Source organism: Sporolactobacillus caesalpiniae (assembly GCF_040513385.1).
Classification (GTDB): Bacteria; Bacillota; Bacilli; order Bacillales; family Sporolactobacillaceae; genus Sporolactobacillus.
This window is the reverse complement of the sequence record NZ_JBEVCB010000002.1, coordinates 76,245-95,763: the sequence shown is the minus strand read 5'-3', so window position 1 is coordinate 95,763 and position 19,519 is coordinate 76,245. Positions and strand designations below refer to the sequence as shown.

Here is a 19,519-nt window from a genome sequence, read left to right as displayed (position 1 = left end):
CCGGAAAAGGAGGTGCCTTTATGTTTCAGACAATTAAGGAATTAGTAGACATCGCAAATAGTCGGAAGCTTCCAATCTCTGAGGTAATGATCCAAACCGAGATGGAAACCACAGGGAAAATTCGGAAGGATATTTTAGATAAAATGTCCGGACAATTAGAAGTTATGGAAAAGGCTGTAGAGAGAGGCATTCGTGAAGACATAAAGTCGCGCTCAGGCATGTCCGGCGGGGATGCCCGACTTTTGCGGAATTACTTGGAACAAGGAAATACATTATCAGGTTCGGTACTGCTGGATGCGGTGAGTAAGGCAATGGCTACGAATGAAGTAAATGCGGCGATGGGAACCATTTGCGCCACACCGACTGCCGGTTCAGCCGGTGTCGTGCCGGGGGTTTTGTTTGGCTTGAAATCAAAACTGAAGCCGAGCCGGGATCAAATGGTCGCTTTCTTGTTTACCGCAGGTGCTTTTGGATTTGTCGTCGCCAATAATGCCTCGATTTCCGGTGCGGCAGGCGGCTGCCAGGCAGAAGTGGGTTCGGCGACAGGAATGGCTGCGGCTGCGGCGGTTGAAATGGCAGGCGGAACACCGGAACAATCAGCACATGCGATGGCCATTGCGCTCGGTAATATGCTTGGATTGATTTGCGATCCTGTGGCAGGGTTAGTGGAAGCGCCTTGTGTGAAAAGGAACGCAATCGGTGCTTCAAGCGCAGTTGTTGCGGCAGATATGGCGCTCGCAGGAATTAAAAGCATTATCCCGTGTGATGAAGTGATTGAGGCCATGTACCGTGTCGGACGCATGATGCCTGCTGCTTTAAGAGAAACCGCGCTTGGCGGTCTCGCGGATACAAAGACCGGTCGTGCACTGAAAAAGAGGATTTTCGGCTCGGATGTGCAGCAGCCATCCATGATAAAAGAACGATGAGAGAATCCTACTCGCTTTTACCAATTACAGAGCTTAAAGGCGTCGGGGCCAGATTAGCTGAAGAACTCGAACAATTAGGAATCACGACGGTTGATGATTTATTTGCCTATTTTCCTTATCGGTATGATAACTATGAATTAAGAGATCTCACTGACGTACAAGATCAGGAACAGGTGACGATTTTAGGAAAAGTGCAAAGTGAGCCATTATTGAATTATTATGGAAAGAAAAAATCGCGCTTGACCGTGCGCGTATTGTCCGGGCGATATCTTATTACAGTTATCTTATTTAACCGTCCTTATCTCAAAAGAAGCTTAAAGCTTGAGGATACAGTGACCGTAACGGGGAAGTGGGATCGGAACCGTGCGATGTTGACCTCATCTGATTTTCATATAGGCCAACCTGATCAGAATGCTCAATGGGCTCCTGTCTATCCTGTGAAGTCGGGTGTATCCGTGAAAAAATTAAGAGCGCTGATTAGCCAGGCGTTCACCCAATTTCCTAATCGCATCAAAGAGAATCTACCAAAGGAATTGCTTACATCTTATAAATTAATTGGCCGGGAGCAAGCGATTCGAACGATTCATTTTCCAGATGGCCAAGCGAACCTGCACCAGGCAAGAAGGCGGCTCGTCTATGAAGAATTTCTAGTCTATCAATTAAAAATGCAAGCCTATAAACGAATGAAACGTTCATCGTCTGGTGGAATCTGCATTCCCTTGGATCAAGAACGGATTCGCAAGTTTATTGGCTTGCTTCCTTTTTCAATGACACATGCGCAAAATCGAGTGATTGATGAAATTCTAAAGGATATGGCCTCATCGTCACCAATGAATCGCCTGCTTCAAGGCGATGTCGGATCGGGGAAAACCATAGTGGCTGCCATTGCCTTATATGCCGCTGTTTCAGCGGGCTATCAAGGAGCTTTGATGGCTCCAACTGAAATTCTAGCCGAACAGCATGCTGAAAATCTTCAAGAGCTATTTCAACCATTCTCGATTTCTGTTGGACTATTGACCGGAAGTGTTCGTGGAAAAAAGAGAAGAGAACTTCTTGAAAATTTGTCGAACGGCAAAATTCATATTCTTATTGGCACGCACGCGTTAATCCAGCCGGAAGTGGCGTTTCAGAATCTTGGCCTTGTTGTGACAGATGAGCAGCATCGCTTTGGCGTTAGACAACGCGGAGCATTACGGCTCAAGGGGAAGGAGCCGGACATCATGTACATGACCGCCACACCAATTCCGCGCACGCTTGCACTTTCGGTTTTTGGGGACATGGATGTGTCGACTATTGATGAACTTCCCGGTGGAAGAAAACAAATCAAGACCTATTGGGTTCAGGAAAATATAATGGATCGTGTGATTCAATTCATGAAGAAAGAACTTGATCAAGGAAGGCAGGCATATGTTATTTGCCCGTTGATTGAGGAATCCGAGCAGCTCGATGTCCAGAACGCGCTTGATGTTCACGCGCAACTTTCACAAGCGCTTCCGGGTTATACAGTCGCCCTAATGCACGGAAAGCTGACGCCTGAAGAAAAAGATGAGGTCATGAATTCATTTAAAAAAAGGGACGATCAAGTGTTGGTCTCCACTACAGTAGTTGAGGTTGGAGTCAATGTTCCAAACGCTTCGTTAATGATCATATACGATGCGGATCGCTTCGGGCTGTCTCAATTGCATCAGCTGCGCGGTCGTGTCGGACGTGGTAACGCCCAATCTTACTGCATCCTGCTCTCAGACGCTAAATCGGAGACAAGCAGAGAAAAAATGCGGATGATGACTGAGACCACTGATGGATTTAAATTATCTGCTTATGACCTTAAACTTCGTGGCCCAGGTGACTTTTTTGGAAAGAAGCAGAGCGGGCTGCCTTCTTTTAAATTGGCAGATATTGTTCATGACTATCGCACCTTGGCAACAGCCAGAGATGATGCGGCAAGGCTGGTGCAATCTCCTCAATTTTGGCAAGAAGATCGTTACGAGCAATTGCGCAAACCATTAATTGAATCAGGGCTTACACAGACATTGCATTTGGATTGAAAAATGAAACCGTAATAATGGACACCTCGTATGTTATGGGTCGTGTATGCGATTCTTGAACATAAATCACCCAAGCTACCCGTTGAAGGTAAGTTATGATATACTAACTAATATTACCTAGTCTTAATTGCTAAACTTAGCAATTAGTGACGATCACAAGACGGCGGTGTCCAGTTTATGAGGAAAAGTAAGAAGGACAGACAGGCCTCCCTACATCAGACAATTGATGAGAATCCATTTATTACAGACGATGAACTGGCGAAAAAGTTCTCAGTTAGTGTTCAAACGATCCGGCTTGACCGGCTGGAATTATCCATTCCTGAGTTGAGGGAACGAATTAAGCATGTAGCCAAACGGCAATTCGATGATGTCAAAGCGCTCCATAAAGAAGAAGTAATTGGGGATATTCTTGATCTTCAATTGGATACGAGCGCGATTTCTATTCTTGAAATAACACCGGATTTTGTTTTTTCTAGAACCGGAATTGCCCGCGGCCATCATTTGTTTGCACAAGCGAACTCGCTCGCAGTGGCTGTAATTAATGATGATCTCGCCCTAACATCAAAGGCTGAGATCCAATTTATTCGCCCGGTTAAGTCTGGTGAGCGAGTGGTTGCGAAAGCGAAAGTTATGCGCAAGGAACGGGTGCGTACAATCGTTGAAGTGGACAGCTATTCTGGACATGATCATATTTTTACAGGTGTGTTTACGATGTATCGAGCGCACGGAGGAAAAGATAAGTCGGAAGTATGAGCGGCGACGTGAATTGCCTCCGCCTTTTCTTTAGACATTTTCAAAAATCAGTGTAGTGAATTAGGTCGCGGAGGTTGATGTATTTTGGGTAAGATTGCATTTGTTTTTCCCGGACAGGGCTCTCAGACGGTTGGTATGGGTGCAGATCTGATTGAGGCGTATCCTGAAGCAAAAGAAATGTTTGAAGCAGTGGATCGGCGCTTGGCTTTTCCGTTAACAGAACTGATTATGAACGGTCCCGATGATGTGCTGAAGAAGACAGAGAATACGCAACCGGCGTTGCTAAGCGTCAGTGCTGTGCTCTGCACGTTGCTGGAGAAGCAGGGGATTAAGCCGGATTATCTTGCCGGACATAGTCTTGGTGAGTACAGCGCATTATTTGCGGCCGGTGTGCTTGGTTTTGAAGATGCGGTATACGCGGTACGTAAAAGAGGAAAACTGATGGAAGCGGCAGTTCCTGCCGGAAAAGGCACGATGGCGGCAGTACTGGGGCTGGAAGCAGAACAGTTGAAAGCAATTTGCGCCAATGTCTCTGAACAAGGCGAATCCGTACAAACCGCGAATCTAAACTGCCCGGGGCAGATTGTTATTTCCGGAACGGTTGCCGGAGTGGAGCAGGCATCACAACGTGCTTCTGAAGCTGGTGCGCGCCGAGTGGTTCCACTTGCAGTAAGCGGACCTTTTCATTCATCATTGATGAAACCAGCTGCCGAGAAAATGAGGACGGTGTTGCAGGCGTTGTCTGTCCGTAATGCCGACATTCCCGTAATCGCGAACAGCACGGCTCAAGAAGAACAGACGGCTGCAGAAATTTGTGATCATTTGATTGAACAACTCTATTCGCCTGTTCGCTGGACTGAATCCGTGGAACGGCTGATTGAACTTGGTGTCGATACTTTTGTTGAAGTCGGTCCCGGTAAGGTACTCTCAGGATTAATCCGGAAGATTAACCGGAAATCTACAGTTTTTCAAGTCAATAATGTACAGAGTTTGATTGATGTGTCTGAGAAACTGAAGGAGCGTGTATAATACTTGATGGGACTTGAAGGAAAGACAGCACTGGTCACAGGTGCTTCCAGAGGGATTGGACGATCCATAGCCATTAAGTTGGCTCAGTTAGGTGCCTCTGTAATTGTAAATTATTCAGGCAATAAAGCTCGTGCTGAGGAAACAGCTGCTCAAATCCAATCGGTTGGGAGCGAAGCGCTTATTTGGCAGTGCGATATTTCCGATGAAAAAGCAGTTCAGGAAATGGTGAAAGAATCAATCGCTCATTTTGGAAAACTGGATATTGTTGTGAATAATGCGGGCATTACACGTGACGGTTTGCTGATGCGCATGAAAGAAGAGGACTGGGACGCGGTGCTGAATACAAACCTCAAAGGTGTATTTCTGGTTACGAAAGCAGTACTTCGTCCGATGCTTAGACAAAAACAGGGCAAAATCATTAACATGGCATCCGTAGTCGGTATCTTAGGAAATGCCAGTCAAGCAAACTATGTGGCAGCCAAAGCGGGTGTCATTGGATTTACAAAAGCGACTGCCCGCGAAGTGGCATCCCGAGGAATTAATGTGAACGCCGTTGCACCTGGTTTCATTGTCACGGATATGACTAATGAACTTCCTAACGAAGTGAAGGAAAAAATGAAAAAAGATATTCCGTTTGGCAGACCAGGTACTCCAGAAGATATTGCAGATGCTGTCGCATTTCTGGCTTCGGATGACAGTAAATACATGACCGGACAAACATTAAGTATTGACGGCGGTATGTCAATGCAATAAAATAATCTAGGTATGCTTTGAATAGAGGCTTTTCGCTAAGTGCACGAATTTTTACCAAAGATGCACGATCAGTGAAAATTTTCTTAAGTATTTTGTTCCTTCTTACTTTTGAAGGGCGAATGAGCTTTTTTACAAATTGTAAATACCCTCGAGAGGAGGTGAAGACATGGCAGATGAAGATGTTTTGACACGTGTCAAGAAAATCGTTGTTGACCGATTGGGCGTAGATGAAGCAGATGTTAAACTTGAAGCTTCATTTAAAGAAGATTTGGACGCAGATTCTCTTGACATCGTAGAACTTGTCATGGAACTTGAAGATGAATTTAATTTGGAAATCTCCGATGAAGATGCGGAAAAGATTCAGAGCGTTGGTGACGTCGTATCTTACATAGAGAACCACAAATCCTGACAATCTAACCATGAGTCCCGTTTTTATAAATCCGTTTATAATGACGGGACTTCTTATTTATTTGGGGATATATGGAAAAATGGATTTTGGTTTAGTTAGCGGAGGTGAAGGCATGACAGGTTCAAAGAAAGTACAAGATCAAGAAGTAGTTGTTACAGAGAGGCTTCATCAATTTCTTAAAGACTTCTCTTTTTCATTTAAAAATGAAGAATTGTTAAAACAAGCATTCACTCATTCATCTTATGTGAATGAGCACCGTCGCGAATCAAAAGATGACTATGAGCGGCTCGAATTTCTCGGAGATGCCGTACTTGAACTGCTTACGTCACAGTATCTGTTCAAGCATTATCCGGATCTGAGTGAAGGGGATATGACCAAGCTTCGTGCGGCAATTGTCTGCGAGACCGGATTGTATCAATTCGCTTCCTCATTATCCTTCGAGGACAAGATTTTTCTGGGACGCGGAGAAGAAGTAACTGGAGGAAGACAACGTCCTTCGCTTTTGGCCGATGTGTTTGAGGCCTTTATTGGTGCCTTGTATCTCGATCAAGGCTTGTCGGAAGTCGACCGGTTTTTGACAACCGTTGTCTACCCGAGGATCAGCGACGGTTCTTTTTCCCATGTGATGGATTATAAAAGTCAGCTGCAAGAAACGATTCAGCGAAATAATTTGGGTGAACTCGATTATGAGTTAGTTACTGAAAAAGGACCGGCTCACCAACGTGAGTTTACGTCAAACGTGTTGCTGAACGGCGAAGTGATCGGAATGGGAAAGGGACATTCAAAGAAAGACTCGGAACAAAGCGCCGCACGCAAAGCGCTAAAGAATCTCGCCGAGTAACAAAAGCAGCCGGGGCTCTCGGCTGTTTTTGTTACTCGTCTTGCTACGCTCAATGTTGAGTGCAGCAGCCAAAAGTGAACGAACGAAGATCTATTATGGAACGATCATGATGAACGAACGATAGGTATGAAACGGAGGGAATGGGATGTTCCTCAAACGATTAGATGTCTCAGGCTTTAAGTCATTTGCCAACAAAACATCTGTAGAATTCGTCCCTGGTGTGACCGCTGTTGTCGGCCCTAACGGAAGCGGAAAAAGCAATATTACAGAAGCGATCCGGTGGGTGCTTGGTGAGCAGTCGGCGAAATCATTGCGCGGCTCAAAAATGGAAGACATCATATTCTCCGGCAGTGACGCGAGAAAAGCGGTTAATATGGCCGAGGTGACGCTCACCTTGGATAATAGCGACCGCTACATCGCTATGGATTTTAGTGAGATCAGCGTCACACGACGAGTGTTTCGCTCGGGTGAAAGCGAATTTCAGCTGAATCGCCAAAGCTGCCGATTGAAGGATATCGTCGATTTGTTTATGGATTCCGGATTAGGTAAAGAAGCCTATTCAGTCATTGGTCAGGGGAAAATCGATGAAATTTTAAACAGTAAAGCAGAGGATAAACGCAAAATATTCGAAGAAGCTTCAGGCGTGCTCAAATACAAATTGCGCAAGCAGGCTGCTGAAAAACAATTGAATGAATCTGAAGACAGCCTGAATCGTGTCGAAGATATTCTTCATGAGCTAGAAGCTCGGCTTGATCCATTGGAACAACAGGCATCGATCGCCAAAGACTATTTGGAGAAAAAGGGCGAGCTGGAGGAAGTTGACATTGCCCTACTCGCACATGATATAGACGACCTCCATGGTCAATGGGAAGAAAAAAAGAAACGTGTGGAAGCATTGACTCTTAAGAAAAAGATGCTGAGCGATGAAATTGAGCAGTTTGATCAAGAACATCGTGCCAAACGATCAGCACTTGAAGAACTTGACCATTCAATTGAAGTGAGACAAACGGAATGGGCAGAATCTGCGGAACAGCTGGAGAAGCTGCTCGGAACAAAACAAGTGTTGAATGAGCGTAATAAGCACGCACAAAGCAATGCGGAAGAATTAAGAGAAAGAATTGCTCGCTTAGGAGAGCAGTTAAACCAAGAGCAGCGCATACGTGCAGAGGCGCTCAAAAACGAACTAACCGAAAAAAGTGCATTGACGAAAATACGGCAAAATCTAGTAAAAAAGCAAAAAGAGTTTGGTAGTTTTGAGCAAAATTTGGACGAATTGATTGAGCAATTGAAAGAAGACTATATTGAAGTTTTAAATCAGCAAGCATCGATGCGAAACGAGCGACGTTATTTATCTGATCAAGAGAAAACATTGGAGTCCAAAAAAAAGCGTATTTGGACAAACACTGAAGAAATGAAAACTGCGGCAGAAAAAGCGGGCGAGCAAAAAAAAGCGCTCACGTTGCAGCTTGAGAAACTAGGCGCCAATGGGAATGTGTTGAAAGAACGCTTTGAAGCATTTCAATCACGCTCGGAGGAAGAGAGAAATCGCTACGCAAAGGAAAAAGACGCAGTTGACAAAATTAATCATTTTATCGAGCAGGCACATTCTCGAAAGGAACTGCTGGAGGCGTTAAAGGAAGATTATGCCGGTTATTATCAAGGAGTCAAGATGGTGCTGAAGAACCGGAAAAGACTCTCTGGAATTCACGGCGCCGTCGCGGAACTGATCCAAGTTGCTAAAGACTATGGAACAGCGATTGAAACGGCTCTAGGCGGTTCTTCGCAGCATGTAGTCGTGTCTGATGAGTCTGCGGGAAGGCAGGCCATTCAGTTTTTGCGCCGGAATAAAGCAGGGCGTGCGACGTTTTTACCTATTTCTGTAATCAAGCCCAAATCGATTCCTCCGGCGGAACGCAGCCGTTTACAGAGACATTCTGCTTTTATCGGTACAGGATCCGAGTTGCTTACCTGTGATCCGCAGTATAAACAGATCGTTGCTTTTTTACTAGGATCAGTTATCGTAGCGAGAAATTTGGAAGGTGCTAATGAAATTGCCCGTCAGATCAATTACCGCTATAGAATTGTTACCTTAGAAGGTGACAGTGTTGCCCCAGGCGGCGCGATGACTGGAGGCAGCACGAAACAGCATCAGGCAAGCTTGATTGGTCGAAGCACTGAGATCGATGAACTGGATCGGCAGCTCAAGGAAATGCGGGAGAAAAGGGCGCAGCTTCAGCACGATTTCTCGAAGCTCAAGAATCAAATTGCGGCCGATGAAATGGAAACAGAGAAAGTGCGTCAGGAACTGCAAGAAACGCTGAATCAATACCGCGAGATTGAAGCACAAAAACGAGAGGCTGAAACTAAAGAGACAGCAAGTCTTGAGAAATATCATTTGTTCACACGAGAGAATGGCGATTTCAATGCGGAACAGGAAAAAATAACAGCACGTCTCCGCGAAATTGATGGCAAAGTTTCCGAAAATGAGAAGAAGGGAAAGAGCCTCACAGATCAAATCAGTCGCCTAACCAAGAATAGAGAGGATATTGATTCGTCGAAAGAGGCACTTCAGGCTGAAATCACATCGCTAAAAGTAAAGGTAGCAGAGCAAAGTCAAATTGTGGCGCACCAAGAAGAAAAAGCGCTGCAATCCAAGGCGAGGGTCGGTGAACTTGAATCATCACTTGAGGCGCTTCGATCATCGGCAAACGGAATTGATTCTGAAATTGAGAACCAACATGAAAATGTTGAACAACTTGATCAACGTATTCATGATGCTCAGTCAAGAAAAGAAATACTAATGGATGAACTGATGAAAATGCGTACATCCCGCCATGACCGGCAGCACGCGCTTTCAGACGAGGAAACCAGAATGTCAAAGCGACGCGCTGAATTGAACGAGGTTAGTATAACGTATCAGGAAGAAAATGTGGTTCTTGGACGGATGGATGTTCAGCTTGACCATCTTTTGGATACATTAAGAGAAGACTATAAATTGACAATTGAAGCGGCGAGAGAAAATTATCAGCTGACAATGGAGCTAATGGACGCGCGCAAAAAGGTGAAATTGATTAAAATGGCTATCGAAGAGATGGGAACAGTGAATCTTGGTGCCATTGATGAGTACGAAACCGTTCTTGAACGCAAGAATTTTCTCTCAACGCAAAGAGCAGATCTTTTAAAAGCCCGAGATACATTGAACCATGTTATGTCAGAGATGGATCAAGTCGTTGAGCAACGGTTCACCGAAACCTTCAATAAAATACGAACACATTTTCAAAGTGTCTTTCGCGAATTGTTTGGAGGCGGAAGAGCCGACCTTCAACTCATTGAACCCGAGAATATGCTAACAAGCGGAGTGGACATTCTGGCCGAGCCTCCAGGTAAAAAGCTGCAGAGGCTGTCTCTTTTGTCTGGTGGCGAACGGGCACTGACAGCTATCGCGTTACTCTTTGCTATTCTAAAAGTTCGACCGGTTCCATTTTGCGTTTTGGATGAGGTGGAGGCGGCTTTAGACGATGCGAATGTCGACCGATATGCGGCCTTCCTAAAAAAATTCAGTCTTGAAACTCAGTTTATTGTAGTCACTCACAGACATGGAACGATGGAGCGCTCTGATGTACTCTACGGTGTCACGATGCAGGAATCAGGTATCTCACGACTTGTATCTGTGCGCTTGGAGGAGACAACAGATTTGCTGACCGCAGGTAATGGATGATGAGCAGTAATAGCAGGTTCAGTCTAAAAGATAGGGGATGAACATATGGATTTCTTTAATAAACTAAAGGATCGGATTACCGGGAGTACAAATACTGCTACAGACAAGTTCAAAGATGGTTTATCAAAGACGAGAAAGTCATTCGCCGAACGCATGAATAATTTGGTCAAACGTTATCGGAAAGTAGACGAAGATTTTTTTGATGAATTGGAAGAATTGTTGATTGAATCTGATGTCGGTATGACAACGGTTATGGATCTGGTTGACAGGCTTAAGAATGAGTCACGTACACGTAATATCAAGGATACCAACATGTTAAAGGACGTCATTGTCGAAGTCCTATCTGAATTTCTGACGAAGCATAAAGAAGAAACCCGGTTGAATTTAAATCCATCCGGACTCACAGTCATCCTTATGGTAGGCGTCAATGGTGCTGGTAAGACAACGACAATCGGCAAGCTTGCCGGCAGATTAAAGAACGAGGGAAAAAGCGTATTACTTGCGGCGGCCGATACATTCAGAGCAGGCGCGATTGATCAATTGCAGGTTTGGGGCGATCGAACCGGTGTCGATGTGATCAAGCATCAGGAAGGTTCTGATCCAGCCTCAGTTGTCTTTGACGCAATGCAAGCGGCGAAATCACGCAAAATAGATGTACTGCTTTGCGATACAGCGGGACGATTGCAAAATAAAGTTAACTTAATGAAAGAATTGGAGAAGATCAAACGTGTAATTTCTCGCGAATGTCCCGGCGCACCCCATGAAGTACTGCTCGTTTTGGATGCTACTACGGGGCAGAATGCGTTAAGTCAGGCTAAACTATTCCGACAGGCATCAGAGGTCACCGGTATCGTCCTTACCAAGTTAGATGGTACAGCAAAAGGAGGCATTGTACTTGCGATTCGCAATGAATTAGACATACCTGTTAAATTAGTAGGTCTAGGCGAACAGCTTAACGACCTGCAAACTTTTGATGCGGATACCTTCGTTTACGGACTGTTTTCGGAGTTGTTCCAGACTGACGAGCAAGGAGCGAAGCCTGAATAACGGATGAAAGACGATATCGATTAGAAATTGGACATTTATGAGGCTGTTCCTTAACTGTTTTCGGCATTTGGGGAATAACTTGACACATGCAAGAAAAACCTGTAATATTTATCGCGTAAAGTAAAATGCCTTTACAACCAAGGGGATTTGCTATGCTTGAGAAGGTTTTGAGAGTTAATGCCCTATACGATTTTTATCAGCCGCTTCTCACCCCAAAACAGCAAGAGTATTTGAACCTTTACTATCTCAATGACTTTTCTCTTGGTGAAATTGCGGAAAGAAGTCAAGTTACAAGACAAGCTGTTTATGATAACCTGAAACGGGCTGAGAGCGCTCTTGAGGCGTTCGAGGATAAGTTAGGGCTGTTTCATAAATACGAGATTCGACTTTCTGTTCTTTCAAAAATGAGAGATCTTTCTGATCATATGAGTAGTGAAGAAAGCCAAAAACTAGATTCTTTTATCGATGAACTGGAGAATTTAGATTAGGAAGTGAGAAGTATGGCATTTGAAAGTCTGTCGGATAGACTGCAGGCGACGATGAAGAAGATTCGCGGCAGAGGCAAGGTCTCTGAGAACGATGTCAAGCAGATGACGCGTGAGATTCGTTTGGCACTTCTTGAAGCGGACGTTAATTTTAAAGTGGTAAAATCGTTTGTCAAAAGTGTTCAGGAGCGTGCCATCGGTCAGGATGTCATGAAAAGTCTCACTCCTGGACAACAAATTATTAAGGTTGTCCAGGAAGAACTGACCGAGCTAATGGGCGGCGAGCAAACGAAGCTGAACCTCGCTCTGAAGCCGCCGACTGTTCTGCTCTTTGTCGGACTGCAAGGTGCCGGTAAAACGACATCCGCTGCTAAGCTTGCCAATTATATTCGAAAAACCCATAATAAGAAGCCGCTGATGATCGCGGCCGATATTTATCGGCCTGCAGCGATCAAACAGCTGCAAACCTTAGGCGGCCAATTGAATATTCCTGTTTTCTCACTGGGGGATCAAGTAAGCCCGGTCGAGATTGTGCGTCAGGGGATGGAGCAGGCCAGGGCGGATCATCATGATCTGATTTTGATTGATACCGCCGGGCGTCTTCATATTGACGAAGGACTCATGGAGGAACTTGATCAAATCAAGGCTGTCAGCCATCCGGATGAAATCTTTCTGGTTGTCGATGCAATGACTGGACAAGACGCGGTGAACGTAGCAACCTCATTTAATGAGCGGCTCGACTTGACCGGTGTCATCATGACAAAACTTGATGGCGATACGCGCGGCGGTGCCGCCTTATCCATTCGCTCCGTTACCGGAACCCCAATTAAGTTTGTGGGGATGGGCGAGAAGATGGATGCACTTGAACCTTTTCATCCAGATCGTATGGCCTCGCGCATTCTAGGTATGGGCGATGTGCTTTCTCTCATTGAGAAGGCTCAGGCGACGATTGATGAAGAGAAAGCGCAGGATATGCAGCAAAAGCTGCTTTCCGCCAGTTTCACATTGGATGACTTTCTTGATCAAATCGGACAGATCCGTAATATGGGACCGTTGGAAGATTTGCTTGCAATGATGCCTGGGGCGAATAAGTTCAAAGGTATGAAGAACATGCAGGTTGACGAGAAGAAAATCGGGCAAATTGAGGCGATCATTCGCTCCATGACATCTCAGGAAAAAACCGATCCGGATATCATCAATGCGGGCCGGAAAAAACGGATCGCACTTGGCAGCGGCACATCTGTCGCCGATGTCAATCGACTGCTCAAGCAGTTCAAAGACATGAAAAAAATGATGAAACAGTTTATGGGCAAGACAAAGGGCAAGAAGCGCAATCCTTTTAATTTACCATTTATGTAAAACCATTTAGAAGAGTATTCTTGAAAAATGGGATAAATGTTCATTCCCAACTTTTTGAACACCCTCAAAAAAAACATTAAATTTAGGAGTTGTTTTACTATGTCAGTTAAAATTCGTCTAAAGCGCATGGGCGCAAAGAAACGTCCTTTTTACAGAGTTGTTGTTGCCGATTCACGTGCACCTCGTGACGGCCGTTTTATTGAAGAAATCGGCACGTACAATCCAGTTGTTACACCAAAAGCATTCACTGTTGATGAAGAAAAAGCGCTCGATTGGCTGCAGAAAGGTGCGCAACCGTCTGATACGGTTCGCAACCTGTTCTCAAAGCAAGGCCTTATGGAGAAATTTCATCTTTCTAAGCTGCAAAAATAAGAGCAAAGGGCGGCAGATAAATGGAGGAATTAATCAAAGCCATTGTATTCCCGCTCATTGACGATCATGAACATGTTCAGATTGAGAAACAGGAGATCCCTGGTCAGGTTACCTATATTCTGACTGTGAACAAACCGGATATGGGGAAAATCATCGGCAGACACGGTCAGGTGGCCGAAGCAATACGGACGGTCATTTCTGCCACGGGTCATGCTAAGAGGGTTAAAACACGTTTCTTAGTCCGCGAATAACATAAAAAAAGAGAAGGGGGATCTTTTACCCTTCTCTTTTTCAACTTACATAGCTATGCGGATGAAGATGATGTGATTCATGAATAAGGAGGTTCTAGGATGACTGAACAGTGGCTTTACGTTGGGAAAATTGTGAATACCCAAGGAATTAGAGGAGAGGTACGAGTAGTGAGTGTCACAGATTTTCCGGAAGAGCGCTATGCGAAAGGAGCGGTCCTATATGTACGGGATCAGAAGAACAGTACATATGAACCACTTAAGGTCGCAAGTTATCGCCGTCACAAACAATTTGATTGTCTGATGTTTGAAAACTATAACTCAATAAATGATGTAGAAAAGTACAAGGGTTGCTCACTTTTCGTCACAAAAGAACAATTGTCCCCACTTGAACAAGGCGACTTCTATTATCATGAAATCATTGGTGCACAGGTAGTCACTGACACTGGCGTGAAAATGGGAACTGTTAAAGAAATATTATCTCCGGGCGCGAATGATGTATGGGTTGTGGACACAGGAAAAAAGGATGTTCTTATCCCGTACATTTCCGACGTCGTGAAGAACGTTGATGTTGTGCATAAAACGGTGATTGTTCACCTGATTCCGGGGTTGGTCGATGATGAAGATTGACATTCTATCTCTGTTTCCGGAGATGTTTGAAGGTGTTCTGAATACATCAATACTAGGAAAAGCGGCTGAGAAAGATGCTGTTTCATTCAAGGTCACCAACTTTAGGGACTTTACAACCAATAAGCATAATAAAGTAGATGATTATCCATTTGGTGGTGGCGCAGGGATGGTATTGATGCCTCAGCCTTTGTTTGATGCGGTCGATGCCGTCCGTAAAGAAGAAAACGCCAAGCCACGCATCATTCTTACCTCGCCGCAAGGAAAGCCGTTTAAGCAGCAGGACGCGGAGATGCTGTCAAAGGAATCCAGTCTGATTTTTATCTGCGGTCATTATGAAGGATTTGATGAACGGGTACCGGAACATTTGGTCACGGATGAGTATTCCATAGGAGATTTTGTCATGACTGGCGGAGAACTGGCGGCAATGTCGATGATCGACAGTATTGTCCGATTGCTTCCTGGTGTTCTTGGTAATGATACATCTGCGGTTACGGATTCATTTTCTACCGGCTTGCTTGAACATCCACACTACACACGACCAGCCGATTTTCGCGGCATGAAGGTACCGGACATTTTACTGTCGGGAAATCATGAAAAGATCGCTGAGTGGCGCCTTCGGGAATCACTGAGGCGTACTTATGAACGCAGGCCGGATTTATTGGATGATCTTGAACTGAGTGAACAGGAAAAGAAATGGCTTAACCAATTTGAATGTGAGTCGGAAGAGAAACACTAGTTGCTTTGGCGTAACTGAAAAAGCTTGCATCAAAGCGTTTAAATGTGGTAAGCTATTCTTCGTGGCAATTGCCAGTGAATACGATGTTCCGCTGTGTTCCTTGGGAATGTAAGAGCATTTGTACGGAAGGAGGCCATTCTATTATGTCTAATATCATTGATGAAATTACCAAAGAACAATTGCGTACGGATCTTCCGGATTTCAGACCTGGCGATACGTTAAAAGTGCACGTGAAGATTACTGAAGGTACACACGAGCGTATTCAGGTATTTGAAGGCGTTGTGATCAAGCGTCACGGCGGCGGAATCAGCGCAACCTTTACGGTACGAAAGATTTCTTATGGTGTCGGTGTTGAACGCGCATTCCCTGTTAACTCGCCGAAGATCGATAAGATCGAAGTGGTACGTCACGGTAAAGTGCGTCGTGCGAAACTGTATTATCTGCGTGCACTGCGTGGTAAGAAAGCGCGTATTAAGAGCAGATAAGCATGATTTGAAATTAAATGTACACAGTAATGAAAAGGAGGGGCTTGGGATGACCAAGTCCCTTCCGTTTTTTTATGCGGAGAATCCATATATGGAATGAAATGAGGAAATAATTATGACGATCCAGTGGTATCCCGGTCATATGGCGAAGGCAAAGCGGCAAATGATTGAGAAGATTAAACAGATTGATGTTGTCATCGAACTTGTGGACAGCAGAATTCCTTCTTCTTCAAGAAATCCACTTGTCGAAGAAATATCTTCAGGTAAGCCAAGGCTTATGATCTTGAATAAAATCGATATGGCAGATCGTAAGGCGACCAAGCTGTGGAAAGAGAAATTCGAAAGTGATGGATTGAAGGCACATCTCATCAACAGTCAAACAGGACAAGGTGTTTCAACGTTGCCTGATGCGGTACATGAGTTGACAGCCGCACGACGAAAAAGAATGGAAGATAAGGGGTTCCGTCCTCATGCAGATCGCGCGCTGATTTTAGGTATTCCGAATGTCGGCAAGTCAACATTGATTAATCGTCTCGCAGGAAAAAAGATTGCCAAAATCGGTGATCGGCCAGGTGTCACTAAAGCCCAGCAGTGGATTAAAGTTGGGACAACAATGGAATTGCTCGACACACCGGGAATTCTTTGGCCTAAATTTGACGATCCGCGCGTAGGACTTTGTCTTGCCGCAACCGGTGCGATCAAAGAAGAACTGCTTGATTTTCAAGAGATCGCTTTTTTCTTATTAAAGACCATGTTGAATTACTACAGAGAGTCACTGGCCGAGCGCTATAATCTAACTGAACTTCCCGTGCTCACAGGCACAGAGGAAGACCAGCAGCTGCTGGTCGGATTATTTGATCAGATTGGTAAAAAAAGAGGCTGCTTGATGAGCGGCGGATTCATTGACTATGACCGGGTATCGGAAATCATTTTACGTGATTATCGCAGTCAGAAACTTGGTCCGCTCACGCTCGAATGGCCGTAATGTATGTGTAAACTTTAAATTTAAAAAAATATTAATTGCACCGATATAAATAACAGGGGAAGAAGAGCATGAAGCAAGCGACAATTGCCGAAATAAAAGCGAAACTATCTGAAGTGACGTGCTTGTCTGAACAGGAACGGGAACAGTTCGAATCGGATTCACGGATCGGTGTCCGCCGATTGCTCCGCAAATGGGAGGCACGTAAAGCCCATTTACAGGAGCTTGTTGATAAATACCATGTGATGAATCAGTTTGAGGATGAGTTGCGGCTTGCTGGGGCACAGCATGTTGCCGGTATTGACGAGGCTGGAAGAGGGCCGCTTGCCGGTCCTGTTGTTGCGGCTTGCGTCATTTTGAAGGCGGATGCAGTGATTCCGGGAATTAACGACTCTAAGCAATTATCCGCAGGAAAGCGCGACTATCTATTTGACAGAATTTGTGAATTGTCAGTTGCGTACGGAATAGGGATCATCTCAGCCCACGAGATTGACAGGATAAATATCTATCAAGCAGCGAAAAGGGCGATGGTACTCGCGGTTAAACAGTTAGATGTCCAACCGGATCATCTTCTGATTGACGCAATGGAACTACCGCTTGATATTCCACAAAATTCTTTAATCAAAGGAGATGCGCGAAGCAATTCAATTGCTGCCGCATCTATCTTAGCAAAGGTGACACGTGATCGCATGATGTGCGATTTAGATCAAATTTATCCAGGCTATAATTTCGCTTCACATAAAGGCTATGGTACTGAGGCGCATCTACAGGCGATTGAACGATTGGGCACTTGTCCGGAACATCGAATGACCTTCGCACCCCTGAAAGCTTGAAAAGACGCTCAAGAAGGTGATCATGTGAATTTTCAACCTTACGCGATCAATCAGAGTCAACTTATTGGCACATACGCTCCGGAACAGATTCTTCGCGGGAAAGTACTTGATATTTTGCCGGACAGGACAGCGCTTGTGCAGCTTGGTGCAAAGCAGGTAGTAGCTAAAGTGGCTTCTGTGGACCCGCCTCTAAAAGTTGGTCAGGATTATTTGTTTCAAATCCAACAAGGCGCAAATCCACTCCTTGCAAAGCTGGTTGATCGAAAACCGGCCAATAGCGGATCTATGCCAACGATGGCCGATGACGTCTTAAGTACGCTTCAATTAAAAAACGATTCATTGAATAAGCAAGTTATTCAAGCGTTTCTTGATCATGGCGATCCAATTTCGCGCGAGTCTATCCTTAATGCGCGCGTATTGTTAAAATTGAGCGGCGACTTTTCAGGAGATATGCAGACGATACGCTGGATGATGAACCGACAGCTTCCTCTTACGGAACCTTTTTTCAGGTTGGCAAAAGATGTTAAAACATCCGAACATCTAGGTTCTCAATTTGGCTCAATGCTTCTTGAAATTCAGCGCTCAGGTGCTCAAACGGAAACGGTAGAGCGATTGAAAACTGCGCTGAATACTTTTTCTCAATCGCAAAATGCAACAGGTCTCACTTCCCTTGTTCATGGAATGGGTTCTAAAAAAAGCGCTGAAGTACTGCGTTCATTCTTTGACACGCATATTCCCAATCTTCCGGAGAAGAGTCAGCATAAGGTCGACAGCTTCCTGTCGAGTTCGATGTCGCTGAAGGATGTTGCGATATTGTTAAAAGACTTGAAAATAAATCGCTCACCACAAGCGTTTATCAATGAAGTCAAAGCCTTTGCTGCGGAACAGATTGCAAATGCCGGATCCCGATTAAATGAGACTGAGCACTCGAATTTATTTCTTCAAGCCTTGAAAAAACTGGGTTTCGATTATGAATTTCAAATTAGCGATTCTGTAAAGCATGGAACATTAGCAGCGAAACCATTTGATTCATTAAAAGGGCACCTGCTCGCTGTTGTTCAGGATCAGGGCGCGCCGTCTACAGTGCGAAAAATGGCTCATGAAATGGTTCAAAAGATTACTGGAGAACAAATTCAGATGGCTTCCGCTGATCCGTTTGTGGCGCAATTTTCATTGCAAATTCCCATTGCCTTTCAAAAAGAACTAACCAATGTATCCGTGTATTGGGAAGGGAAGAGAGACCGGAAAGGATCTCTGGATCCGAATTCATGTACGATCGTTCTTTGGCTTGAGCTGACTCATTTAAAAGAAACCTTGGTGAATATTCGCGTTCAAAATCGTTCGGTGACACTGAATGTTCAGAATAAACAGATGGATTTGCGTAGATGGATGAAATCCGGAGAATCTATTCTTAAGGAACACCTTGCTGAAATGGGTTATGATCTTGTCTCGCTTTCGCAATCGGAAAAGATTGACCGTAATCTTATGAAGAAAGCGACCGATCCACTTACTGAATCAAATTACCGTATGGATGTGAAGGTATAATGAATTCTGAAAAGAAGAAAAAAGCTGTCGCGTTAACGTACATGAACGGTATTGATCAAGCCCCTTATGTTACCGCAAAAGGGGAAGGCTTAATTGCCGAGAAAATTATTTCACAGGCGGAGCAGCATAAAATCCCGATTCAAGAGGATCCGGCACTCGTTTCGATGCTTGGAAAACTTGATTTGAACCAGATCATTCCGCCTGAACTTTACCAAACAGTTGCGGAAATCTTTGCATTTATTTATAATATTGACAAACAAGTTGGGAAAAAAATCCCCAAGTAGATTAGACAATTCCGCTTGATCTAGCTTCCTCTATATCCA

At 44.6% G+C, this 19,519-nt stretch carries 20 protein-coding genes; all 20 read left to right on the top strand.

What is annotated here, in order from left to right; genetic code table 11:
- The first annotated feature begins 20 nt into the window (after positions 1-20).
- Entirely contained in the window at positions 21-926 is a 906-nt protein-coding gene (gene sdaAA, locus ABWW58_RS03935) for an L-serine ammonia-lyase, iron-sulfur-dependent, subunit alpha (protein WP_353867931.1), read from the top strand.
- The gene (recG, locus tag ABWW58_RS03930; RefSeq protein ID WP_353867930.1) at positions 923-2,971 is read left to right on the top strand and encodes an ATP-dependent DNA helicase RecG; all 2,049 of its coding nucleotides are present in this window, start codon (positions 923-925) and stop codon (positions 2,969-2,971) included. Before sdaAA ends, recG begins: the two co-directional genes overlap by 4 nt.
- A gap of 177 nt (positions 2,972-3,148) precedes the next feature.
- A complete protein-coding gene (fapR, locus tag ABWW58_RS03925) occupies positions 3,149-3,724 on the top strand; it encodes a transcription factor FapR (RefSeq protein WP_093669614.1) in 576 nt (191 codons plus the stop codon).
- An 84-nt stretch (positions 3,725-3,808) separates the two neighbouring features.
- Positions 3,809-4,753, top strand: a complete 945-nt coding sequence (fabD, locus tag ABWW58_RS03920) for an ACP S-malonyltransferase (RefSeq protein WP_353867929.1) — start codon at positions 3,809-3,811, stop codon at positions 4,751-4,753.
- Between the two features lie 6 nt (positions 4,754-4,759).
- Complete coding sequence (gene fabG, locus ABWW58_RS03915; RefSeq protein WP_353868297.1) at positions 4,760-5,506, top strand: 3-oxoacyl-[acyl-carrier-protein] reductase; 747 nt, start codon at positions 4,760-4,762, stop codon at positions 5,504-5,506.
- A gap of 166 nt (positions 5,507-5,672) precedes the next feature.
- Positions 5,673-5,915: an acyl carrier protein gene (gene acpP, locus ABWW58_RS03910; RefSeq protein ID WP_093669608.1), complete on the top strand. Its 243-nt coding sequence runs from the start codon at positions 5,673-5,675 to the stop codon at positions 5,913-5,915.
- Positions 5,916-6,027: 112 nt separating this feature from the next.
- Entirely contained in the window at positions 6,028-6,756 is a 729-nt protein-coding gene (gene rnc, locus ABWW58_RS03905) for a ribonuclease III (RefSeq protein ID WP_093669606.1), read from the top strand.
- 145 nt (positions 6,757-6,901) lie between these two features.
- On the top strand, positions 6,902-10,474 hold the full coding sequence (gene smc / locus ABWW58_RS03900) for a chromosome segregation protein SMC (protein ID WP_353867928.1): 3,573 nt from the start codon (positions 6,902-6,904) through the stop codon (positions 10,472-10,474).
- Positions 10,475-10,519: 45 nt separating this feature from the next.
- Positions 10,520-11,521, top strand: a complete 1,002-nt coding sequence (ftsY, locus tag ABWW58_RS03895) for a signal recognition particle-docking protein FtsY (RefSeq protein ID WP_353867927.1) — start codon at positions 10,520-10,522, stop codon at positions 11,519-11,521.
- Between the two features lie 152 nt (positions 11,522-11,673).
- Positions 11,674-12,009 (top strand): putative DNA-binding protein, encoded by a 336-nt coding sequence (locus ABWW58_RS03890; protein WP_093669600.1) that lies wholly within the window; start codon positions 11,674-11,676, stop codon positions 12,007-12,009.
- A 12-nt stretch (positions 12,010-12,021) separates the two neighbouring features.
- Positions 12,022-13,365, top strand: a complete 1,344-nt coding sequence (ffh, locus tag ABWW58_RS03885) for a signal recognition particle protein (protein ID WP_353867926.1) — start codon at positions 12,022-12,024, stop codon at positions 13,363-13,365.
- A gap of 99 nt (positions 13,366-13,464) precedes the next feature.
- Positions 13,465-13,737, top strand: coding sequence for a 30S ribosomal protein S16 (gene rpsP, locus ABWW58_RS03880; RefSeq protein WP_093669596.1), 273 nt, complete (start codon positions 13,465-13,467; stop codon positions 13,735-13,737).
- 20 nt (positions 13,738-13,757) lie between these two features.
- Positions 13,758-13,988: a KH domain-containing protein gene (locus ABWW58_RS03875; protein WP_093669594.1), complete on the top strand. Its 231-nt coding sequence runs from the start codon at positions 13,758-13,760 to the stop codon at positions 13,986-13,988.
- Between the two features lie 99 nt (positions 13,989-14,087).
- A complete protein-coding gene (gene rimM / locus ABWW58_RS03870; RefSeq protein ID WP_353867925.1) occupies positions 14,088-14,615 on the top strand; it encodes a ribosome maturation factor RimM in 528 nt (175 codons plus the stop codon).
- Complete coding sequence (gene trmD / locus ABWW58_RS03865; protein WP_353868296.1) at positions 14,605-15,351, top strand: tRNA (guanosine(37)-N1)-methyltransferase TrmD; 747 nt, start codon at positions 14,605-14,607, stop codon at positions 15,349-15,351. Before rimM ends, trmD begins: the two co-directional genes overlap by 11 nt.
- A 143-nt stretch (positions 15,352-15,494) precedes the next feature.
- Positions 15,495-15,836 carry a 50S ribosomal protein L19 gene (rplS, locus tag ABWW58_RS03860; protein ID WP_353867924.1) on the top strand — a complete coding sequence of 114 codons (342 nt, stop codon included), beginning with the start codon at positions 15,495-15,497 and terminating at the stop codon, positions 15,834-15,836.
- Between the two features lie 115 nt (positions 15,837-15,951).
- Positions 15,952-16,821 (top strand): ribosome biogenesis GTPase YlqF, encoded by an 870-nt coding sequence (gene ylqF, locus ABWW58_RS03855; protein ID WP_353867923.1) that lies wholly within the window; start codon positions 15,952-15,954, stop codon positions 16,819-16,821.
- 68 nt (positions 16,822-16,889) lie between these two features.
- Positions 16,890-17,651 (top strand): ribonuclease HII, encoded by a 762-nt coding sequence (rnhB, locus tag ABWW58_RS03850; protein WP_353867922.1) that lies wholly within the window; start codon positions 16,890-16,892, stop codon positions 17,649-17,651.
- A gap of 24 nt (positions 17,652-17,675) precedes the next feature.
- A complete protein-coding gene (locus ABWW58_RS03845) occupies positions 17,676-19,196 on the top strand; it encodes a hypothetical protein (RefSeq protein WP_353867921.1) in 1,521 nt (506 codons plus the stop codon).
- Positions 19,196-19,480 carry an EscU/YscU/HrcU family type III secretion system export apparatus switch protein gene (locus ABWW58_RS03840; RefSeq protein ID WP_353867920.1) on the top strand — a complete coding sequence of 95 codons (285 nt, stop codon included), beginning with the start codon at positions 19,196-19,198 and terminating at the stop codon, positions 19,478-19,480. Before ABWW58_RS03845 ends, ABWW58_RS03840 begins: the two co-directional genes overlap by 1 nt.
- Positions 19,481-19,519: the final 39 nt, after the last annotated feature.